The following is a 9274-nucleotide window of genomic DNA, read 5'->3' as shown; positions in this document are numbered from 1 at the left end:
CTCGGACACCCCACGCACCCCGAGCCCCACCACGATGAGCGGATAGGTCACGGCGTTCGGGATGAGCCGGCGCAGCACGTCGGTCACCACCGCAATCACCAGGGCCACTCCCAGAATCGTCCACAGTGCGAGCTGAGCAGGTGTCATTCGGCACCTGCTCCCACGGGCAGCAGGCGACCCCCATCAAACAATGGAGGCCTGGAGCCCGTCAATTCCTGAACAAGGCCATCGCACCGTGGGGCCCTGCGTCATCCCCATTTCAGTGGATGACGAGGCGGATCTTCTCGCTGCAGATGAAGTACTCGTCCCCGTCCTCGACCTTGCGGCGCTTGATGCGCTGCTTGTTGAACCAGGTCCCGTTCGAGGAGCCGAGGTCTTCGATGTAGAAGTCGCCGCCGTCGCGGGCGATGACGGCGTGCTCGCGCGACACCTTGCCGGAGTTGATGACGAAGTCGCAGTGCTTGCCGCGGCCGATGACGTAGCGGTCCTTGACGATCTTCTCCTGCTCACCGGACTCCAGGACGAGGTAGAGCGCGGCGCCCTCCTCCTCGTCCGCCTCCTCCATGGGCTCCTCGTCGGCCTCCTCCGGAGCCTCGTCCTGCATGTCGTCGAGCGGCGGGTCCTCCTGCTCCGGCAGGGGCTCCTCCTCGTCCTCGATCATGTCGTCCGCAGAGGGCGGGGGCGGCTCGTTCTTGCCCTTGATGAGCCGCTCCAGCTCCGCGGCCGTCTCCAGGACGCGCTCGGCGACCTCGCGGCGGACCGGATCATTGTCCAGTCCGTTGGAGGAGGGACGCTCCTCCGGCGCGTTGCGCGCCGCGGGGCGTGCCGAGGCGGGCGCGGGCGCCAGCACCGGCGGTGCGCCCTTGGCGGCGGCGGCTGGAGGAGGAGCGGCGGCCGGACGCGCCGTGGGCGCGGGCGACGGCACCGCCGCCACCGCGGGCTCCCCCTTCGTCTTCACGTCGATGAAGCCGTTGAGACGCGCGAACATGAACAGCGCCTGGTTGATGAGCGCGTCGCGATCCGACCCCATCTGCTGGGCCATCTCTTCGTACGTCTCCCACAGGTGCTCGGCGATGCCGACCTTGCGTGCGGGACGGGAGTTCTGATCGATCATCGGTCTTGGCTCGGGAAATGCTGGACTTAAAGGGACGATAACAGAGCCTGCCGGGCGCGCCCAGTTACTGGAACGCCCGGAGATACGTGAGGTTGTCCACGTTGTCGCTGATCGACTCCAGGGCCACCTGGAGCACGCCGTCCGCGGAGGGGTAAGCGATGAAGGCCAGGCTGGCGCCGTCCACCTCCGTGGCCACCACGGAAGCAGGCAGGGTGTAGACCGCCAGGTTGCTCTGCGGGCTGGTGTCCACGCGGAAGACGAAGCGGCGGAAGCGCGGCAGCAGCGTCACCACGAAGCGGTCCCCCGCGGCCAGCCGGGCTGGATCTCCCAGCGTCGGCGTGAGCGTGAGCGTGAGCGGCGCGGGCGCGTAGGTGGTGGGCGACTTGGGCGGGTCCAGCCCCAGGTCGAAGCCGTTCGGGTGGTAGTAGTAGTCCAGGAAGTTGGAGACCGTGTACGCCTCGCCCACGTTGAGCCGCTGCACGTACGTGTCGCTGCGCTCCTCGCCCGCGAAGAGCACGTAGGGCTTCACGGCCGGCCCCGCGCGCACGGAGAAGAGGGGATACGCGGCGCAGGCCGCCGCCCCGGTGGCGATCTCCTCGTTCGACAGGTCGGGATAGAGCCGGGTGAGGCCGTCGCCCTGGTCCTCCACGCGGAGGATGGGGATGGTGGTCGGGCAGACGCCCGCGTTGTTCGCCAGCACGATGGAGTCCCCGGCCACCACGCCACGCGCCGTGGCCAGGGCGGTTTCGATGAGCAGCGGCGGATCCTCCACGGTCAGGTCGCGCGACAGGCCGACCAGTCCGGGCAGCGCGCCCTGGAAGACGAAGCGCCACGTGCCGTTGGGCACCGTCCCGTTGCAGAGGAACGCGGTGGCGTTGGTCGCGTCCACCTGGGGACAGCCCGGCTCCACCACGGTGATGCCGCCCTGGACCTGGTCCGTGCGCGCGAGCTCGTTGCTGTCGCGCAGCTCCGAGACCACCGTCGAGCTCAGCGGCCCCGTGGTCGGGTCGCGGTCCAGGTTGAACGCCCGGCGCTCGTCGGCGCGGAACAGGGTGATCTCCCCGCCGGACGACGGCACGATGCCCAGCAGCGGGATGGCCGTGAGGTAGGCCACGCCGTCCGACAGGAGCTCGCGGACCTCCAGGCCCGTGCGCAGCGTGAGGCCCGTGGGCAGGCCCGCGGAGGGCTTCAGGGTCAGCATGGGCGCGCCGGTGACGTCGCGTGCGAGCACCGGCGCCGCGGACGGCGCCAGCGGATCCGGTCCGTTGTCGAGCGCGATGACGCCCTCGCAGTCCGACGAGTTGCACGTCAGCTCATCCAGCACCACGTACACGAAGCGGCCCGCGGGCACGGTCTCCGTGTCAGACACCTTGAAGCTGGGGTGCGTGGCCACGAGCCGCGCCGGGATGTCCACCAGGTCCGTGTACGTGGGCACCACGTAGGGCGCCGGGCGGGGACGCTTGTAGGGGATCTCCACGGAGGCCCCGTCCGCGACGGCGCGCACAAGCCGGCTGGTGCCGGACACGTTGCGGATGGCGAGCACCAGCGAGTCCGTCACGTTGGCCCGCGCGGGCAGCGTGATCATGGACATCACCGTGTCCGCCGGCTTGAGGCAGAAGACGGGCAGCGCGGGCGTCAGCGCGGCCGCGTCGAAGCCCTCCGGCCCGGGCAGCTCCTGGCGCATCACCACGCCGCCTCCAAAGGGGCCGCACAGCTGTTCGGCGGCCTCCGGGCGCGTCTGGAGGGCGTAGTACAGGACGCTCGGCGCGCCTTCCGCAGCCGGGGCGTGCGCGGCGAACGCGGTGATGAGCTGGCCGGTCGCCAGGCGCGTCACCTCGTTGAGGCGCGCGCGGTCCGAGGCCACCACGGAGATGTCCCGGCCGCCGGAGCTGCGCGCGTAGATGTACGGGCCGGACACGTCGTTGCCGGTGGCGTCGTAGCCCACGTCGCGGGTGAGCGAGTCGGGCCGCGCGATGACCGGGATGGCCAGGGGCTCCAGCGGGTTGGGCGCGGGGATGAACTCACGCGGCGAGCGCGTCAGGTCCAGCACGCGCAGCTCATCCCGGTCCTGCGAGGTGACGAAGACGAGCTGGTTGGAGAGCACCACGTCGTACGTGCCGGACAGGCCGGCGGCGCCCGCGGTGGAGGTGGTGTCGGAGCATGCGAGCGCGAAGCTCGCGCCGCTCAGCAACAGGGCAGCAAGGTAGCCGCGCTTCAAGGTCAGTTCTCCTGGCACACGCTGGTGCCCTGGTTCGGATCGCGCTGCTGCTGCGTGCCCAGCCTCGCCACCACCCTGGCGTCCTGGGGACGCGCGAGGTCGGGGATGTCCACGAGGGTCACCTGTCCGTCACCGAAGTTGGTCACGAACAGCCGTGCCGCGTTCGTCCCGGCCGGGTTGTCCACCGTCAGCCCGAAGGCCTGCGACGGGTTGCTGGTCTGGTTGAGGGAGTTGACGAGCGGCACCTGCGCCACGACCTGCCCGAGCGCCTCGTCGTAGAGGGACACCGCGCTGTCTCCGGTGCTCGTCACCGCGATGATGTTGGTGTTCGCGTTGGACGTGCCCGGGGTCCGCGAGATGAGCTGCATGTCGCTCACGCCGTCGGGCATGGGCACCGCGGAGACCACCCGGAAGAAGGGCTGGGTGGAGGCACCGCCCGGGGGCGCGTCGTATTCCAGGTCCAGGGTGAGCAGCGTGTCGGGGCCGCGCGCCAGCATGTACAGCCGCTCGCGCACGAAGTTCGGACGCACCGCCAGCTCCTCCGCCGTCACCGGCCGGGGCACCACGCGCGCCGCGCGCGCCTCGCGGATGCGGTACTCCGACTGCAGCGCGGGCTCCAGGATGATGCCGGGCTCGTTCTTGTCCACCAGCCGCAGCACGAAGTTGCCGGCCACCGTGCCGTTGATGCCGGCCACGAAGTTGCGGCCCGTCACGTAGAGGTAGCCCGCGCCCACCGTCACGGAATCCGAGCCGCCGTAGAGGTAGCCCTCGGGCGACAGCGGGATGAAGCCCAGCGTGTCACGCGTGGGGTTGTCCAGCTTCACCGTGGCCAGGTAGTTCTCGAAGTTGCTGCTGGACTTCGCCGGCGAATCCGCCGCCTCCGAGTGCGTCACGTACAGCGTGCCGCTCGCCTCATCCACCGTCACGCCGATGGGTGACGGTGCGCGGGGATGCCCCGGGGCGCTTTCCGTACCGAGGGACGCAGGGATGTCCTCCGTGAGCGACAGCGCGCCGTTGCGGCAGTCCACGCCGCCCTGCACGCAGGTGAGCACCGGCGCGCCGTTGGCTTCCAGGCTCACGTCCACCGCGTGCAGGTTGTTGCCCTCCGCGCGCGAAGGCACGAACAGGCGCGGCAGCCCGGTGGCCGGGTTCACCCACATGCCCAGCTCGCCCGCGAAGCTGCGGATCTGCACGAGCGACTCGTCCGCGGACGCCAGGTCCTCGAAGGCGAGCGTGGAGTCCGGGAGCGTGCCGCCCAGGTGGGGCACCGTCACCGCCTGCCCGTCCACCTGCGTGCTCAGCGTGTCCAGGTTCAGCGCCACCACCGAACCGGAGTCGTAGCAGTTGTCGAAGTTGGCGTTCGCGACGAAGAGGTAGCCGTTGCTCACCGCCGGTCCCCCCGCCGTCGGAGGGCGCCAGAACGCCACCCCGCTGGGGTACACGAAACGGGTGGACGGAGGCGGGTTCGGTTCGGATTCGAGCGAACACGCACCGAGGAGCAGCAGCGCGGGGGTCAGGAAATGGAGGCGCATCAGAGGGGGGCGGAGTGTAGGAACGGCGCCCTGCCCCGGGCAACTGAATAGGGCTGCCGCTATTCCCGGTCGCCCTCCCGCCAACATCCACCCCGCACGCAAAGGGCGTGCGCCGCTCCCCTGGAGGGGGAACGGGCACGCTCTGGCGCTCAAGCGGCCGTCAGGTCTCAGGCCGCCGCGGCGGTTTCCGCCTGGATCTTGGAAAAGTCCGCCACCTGGTTGAACAGGGCGCCAATCTCCGTGAGGAACCGGATGCGGTTCTCCCGCAGGTCCTTGTCCTCGGCCATGACCATCACCTTGTCGAAGAAGGTGTCCACTGCGGGCTTCAGGCCGGTGATTTCCTTGAGCGCGCTGGCGAAGTCGTCCGCGCGCACGTGCACGCCCACCTTGTCGCGCGCCTGGGTGAAGGCGGTGTGGAGGTTCTTCTCCGGCTCGTCGGTGAAGCGCTGCGGGTTGGTCTGCCCGCCGGCCACGTCCTTGCCCTGCTTCTCCACGATGTTGACCACGCGCTTGAACGCCGCCGCCAGCGGCTGGAAGTCCGAGTGGCCCACGAGCACGCTCAGGGCCTCCAGGCGCTTCTTCGCCGCCACGAGGTCGTCGAAGCCCACGGCCAGCACCGCCTCCACGACGTCCGTGCGGTGCTGCTCGCCCCACAGCGCCTTGAGGCGGCCGCGGAAGAACTCCAGCACCTGTTCGCGCGGGGCCGCCTCACCCGGCTTGCGCTTCACGTTGGCCAGCTTGGGGGCCAGCAGGCGCAGCGCCTCATCCACCGCGGCCGACAGGCTGAAGCGGTAGCCGCGCCCCAGCACGATGCGGATGATGGACAGGCACGCGCGGCGCAGCGCGAACGGATCCGCCGCGCCCGACGGCGCCTTGCCGATGGCGAAGATGCCGCACAGCGAATCCAGCCGGTCCGCCAGGCCGATGAGCGCGCCCGCGTCCTGGGACGGCAGCGCGTCCTCGGCGCCGCGGGGCAGGTAGTGCTCGAAGATGGCCAGCGCCACCGCGTCGGGCTCGCCGCCCGCCTTCGCGTACTCGCGGCCCATCACGCCCTGGAGCTCCGGGAACTCGCCCACCATGCCGGTGACGAGGTCCGCCTTGGACAGCGTGGCGGCGCGCTCCACCGTGGCCGCCTCCCCTGCCCTGCCCGTGGCCTGGGCCAGGAAGCCCGCCAGCGCGCGGAAGCGCTCCACCTTCTCCAGGTACGTGCCCAGCTGCCCCTGCCACACCACGCGGCCCAGCTTCTCCACGCGGTCGGCCAGCGGCGTGCGGCGGTCCTCGTCGAAGAAGAAGCGCCCGTCCGCGAGCCGCGCCGCCAGCACGCGCTGGTAGCCGCGCAGGGACAGCTGCTCGTCGCGCACCGGCGTGTTGGACACGGCGATGAAGCGCGGCAGCAGCTTCCCGTTCGCGTCCGTCAGCGAGAAGTAGCGCTGGTGGCTCTTCATCTCCTGCACCAGGACTTCCGGGGGCAGGTCCAGGTGGCGCTCCTCGAAGCTGCCCACCACGGGGCTCGGCAGCTCCACCAGGTTCGTCACCTGGTCCACCAGGCCATCGTCCTCCAGCAGCTGCGCGCCCGCGGCCTTCGCGGCGGCGTTCACCTTGCGCAGCAGCTCCGCGCGGCGCTTCGCGACGTCCGCCACCACGTGCGCCTTCTCCAGGGCGGCCTCGTAGTCCGCGGGCGCCTTCAGCGTGATGGCGCCCGGCGCGAGGAAGCGGTGGCCGTAGGTCGTGCGGCCCGCCTTCACGTCGCCCAGCACCACCGGCAGCTCCGTGTCGCCCAGCAGCGCCACCAGCCACTGCACCGGGCGCGCGAAGGCCGTGTCCACGTCACCCCAGCGCATGGACTTCTTGAAGCTGATGCCGTGCACCGCCGCGTGCATCGCGTCCTGGAGGATGGCCTCCGCGGGACGGCCCTTCTCCTCCACGCGCGCGGAGACGTACTCGCCCTTGGCCGTGGTGGTGCGCCCGAGCGCGTCCACGGACAGCTTGAGGCTTTCGGCGAACTTCTCCGCCGCCTTGGTGGGCTTGCCCTGCGCGTCGAAGGCGGCCTTGGCGCTGGGCCCCAGCACCTCCTTCGTGATGTCCTCGCCCGTGTCCGCGACGTCGCGAACCAGGACGGCCAGCCGGCGCGGCGTGCCGAACGTGCGCACCTCGCCGTGCTTCAGGCGGGCGTCGGCCATGCGCTCGGCGAGCACGCGCTTCAGGTCCTCCAGCGCGGGGACGATGAACGACGCCGGGATCTCCTCGGCACCGACCTCCAGCAGAAGATCACGCGCCACGGGCCACCTCCGTCTTCTCCTTCTTCTCCACCGGCTTGTTGAGCTGCACTGTCTTCCAGTAGTCGCTGGCGGGCTTGCCCTCCAGCACCGGCGGCTGCTCCCCCACGGTCCACGGCGTCTTCGTCAGCGGGTAGCCCAGCCGCTCGCGCATCTGGAGATACCCTTCCGCGCACAGGCGCGCGTTGTCACGCACGCGCTTGATGAAGTTGGCGCGCTCGGTGACGGAGATGGCGCCGCGCGCGTCCAGCAGGTTGAACGTGTGCGAGCACTTCAGCGCGTAGTCGTACGCGGGCATCGGAAGGTGGCGCTCGATGAGCCGCTTGCACTCCTTCTCGTACGCGTCGAACAGCGTGAAGAGCATCTGCGGGTCGGACTCGTGGAGGGCGTACTTGCTCATCTCCACTTCGTTCGCGTGGAAGACCTCGCGGTACTTCACGCCCTTGACCCACTCGATGTCGTAGACGTTCTCCACGTTCTGCAGGTTCATGATCAGGCGCTCGAGCCCGTACGTCAGCTCCGCGGACACGGGGCGGCAGTCGAAGCCGCCGCACTGCTGGAAGTAGGTGAACTGCGTCACCTCCATCCCGTCACACCACACCTCCCAGCCCAGGCCCCAGGCGCCCAGCGTGGGCGACTCCCAGTCGTCCTCGACGAAGCGGATGTCGTGCTCCAGCGGATCCATCCCCACCTTCCGCAGCGACTCCAGGTACAGCTCCTGGACGTTCTTGGGCGCGGGCTTGAGGATGACCTGGAACTGATGGTGCTGGAACAGGCGGTTCGGGTTCTCACCGAAGCGGCCGTCAGAGGGTCGCCGCGAGGGCTGCACGTACGCGACATTCCAGGGCTCGGGACCGAGCGCGCGGAGGAACGTGTACGGGGCCATCGTGCCCGCGCCGACTTCCGTGTCGTACGACTGGGTGACGATGCATCCCTGGTCGGCCCAGTGCTTCTGGAGCGTGAGGATGAGGTCCTGGAAATACATGATGGCGAGTCCTTCTCGCAGTGCGTCGAAGGCGGAGGCAGAACGCGGCGGACCCTAGTGAGGGGGTCCAGGAGCGTCAAGGACGGCCATCAGTCCGAGTAGGCCGGGAGGTCGGCCAGTCGAATCTGCAGCTTCGTCACCTCGCCCGGACGGATGGGAGCGGACAACAGCTTGCTCGTTCCGCCCGGGTCCTGCGGGTCCACCACGCGAAGACGATAGGTCCCGATGGGCAGAGGGAACCTCGTCAGCGGGGACGTGCCCAGCTGCGTGGCGCCGTCGAACACCGCCGCGTTCTTCGGCACCGTGTAGATGGTCAGCCAGCCCAGGCCCGCCTTCGCCGCGCCCTGCGGGGTGGAGGTGTCGAGCACCTCCGGGTTCTCCGTCTGCGTGACGGTGGTGACGGGCTCCGGGGGACGCTCCGAGGGCTCGGGCTTCGCGGGGCGCGGCTCCGCCTTCGCCAGCGCGGGCTTGTCCGTCGTGGCGGCCGGAGCGGTGGGGGCCGGCTTCGTCTTGCGGCCCCCCTTGCCCGCGGGCGTCTTCTGCGTGTCGGCAGGCGTCGTTCCCACCACGGGTTCGGGCGTGGGCGGCGGCTCCTCCACCGGCGCCTTCTCGGGCTCGGGGGCCGTCTTCTGCGCGAAGCCTGGCGGGGGACCGGAGGGCTTCGGCGGCCACTGCCCGTTCGCGGCGGGATCCACGGGCGGGGCCGGATCCATCTCCGCCTTCACCCACTGCTTCGCGGAGTCGACCGCGGGCATGAACAGGCGGCGCACGGGCTCCAGCGTCAACAGGTAGCCCACGCCGCCCAGGAGGAGGAGCAGGAACAACCGCATGCCCCAGCCGGAGCCCTCACGGGCGGGCCTGGGCTCAGGGGGCGCCTCGGCGACGTCCTCCTCCGCCTGCCGTGAGGGCCTCGCGGAGCCCCGCACCGGGCGGGCCCGGAAGCGCTGTGTCTGCAGCTCGCTGGGCGGATCCATCAGCCCTTCGTCCTGCGGCGCGGCGCGGGCTTCGGCGGCTTCGGGACGCGGCCGCGAAGGCCGCACGGCGGAGGCAGGAGGACGGACCACCCGGGGAACAGGCGGCGCGTCGGAGGCCAGGGGCCGCTGTGCCCGTGGCGTCACCGTCGGCGTGTTGACGCGCGAGGCGCGGGCT

6 protein-coding genes and 1 pseudogene are annotated in these 9274 nt (G+C 70.5%); all 7 read right to left on the bottom strand.

The annotated features are described in order from the left end of the window. Positions 1–147 (bottom strand): annotated as a pseudogene (locus D7W81_RS43865) (prepilin peptidase); the annotation flags it as partial. A gap of 112 nt (positions 148–259) precedes the next feature. Further along, complete coding sequence (locus D7W81_RS36705; RefSeq protein WP_120560031.1) at positions 260–1114, bottom strand: FHA domain-containing protein; 855 nt, start codon at positions 1112–1114, stop codon at positions 260–262. Between the two features lie 64 nt (positions 1115–1178). Next, on the bottom strand, positions 1179–3332 hold the full coding sequence (locus tag D7W81_RS36700) for a hypothetical protein (protein WP_120560030.1): 2154 nt from the start codon (positions 3330–3332) through the stop codon (positions 1179–1181). Positions 3333–3334: 2 nt separating this feature from the next. Beyond that, a complete protein-coding gene (locus D7W81_RS36695) occupies positions 3335–4864 on the bottom strand; it encodes a hypothetical protein (protein WP_120560029.1) in 1530 nt (509 codons plus the stop codon). 167 nt (positions 4865–5031) lie between these two features. Continuing rightward, a complete protein-coding gene (gene glyS / locus D7W81_RS36690; RefSeq protein ID WP_120560028.1) occupies positions 5032–7143 on the bottom strand; it encodes a glycine--tRNA ligase subunit beta in 2112 nt (703 codons plus the stop codon). Beyond that, positions 7133–8125 carry a glycine--tRNA ligase subunit alpha gene (glyQ, locus tag D7W81_RS36685; RefSeq protein ID WP_120560027.1) on the bottom strand — a complete coding sequence of 331 codons (993 nt, stop codon included), beginning with the start codon at positions 8123–8125 and terminating at the stop codon, positions 7133–7135. Before glyQ ends, glyS begins: the two co-directional genes overlap by 11 nt. Positions 8126–8214: 89 nt before the next feature. Then, positions 8215–9274: peptidase associated/transthyretin-like domain-containing protein (locus D7W81_RS36680; protein WP_497747188.1), on the bottom strand; the 1060-nt coding region annotated here is incomplete at its 5' end.

Source organism: Corallococcus aberystwythensis (assembly GCF_003612165.1).
GTDB lineage: Bacteria > Myxococcota > Myxococcia > Myxococcales > Myxococcaceae > Corallococcus > Corallococcus aberystwythensis.
Note: the sequence above shows the minus strand (reverse complement) of the source record. Positions and strands in the feature narration are given on the sequence as shown.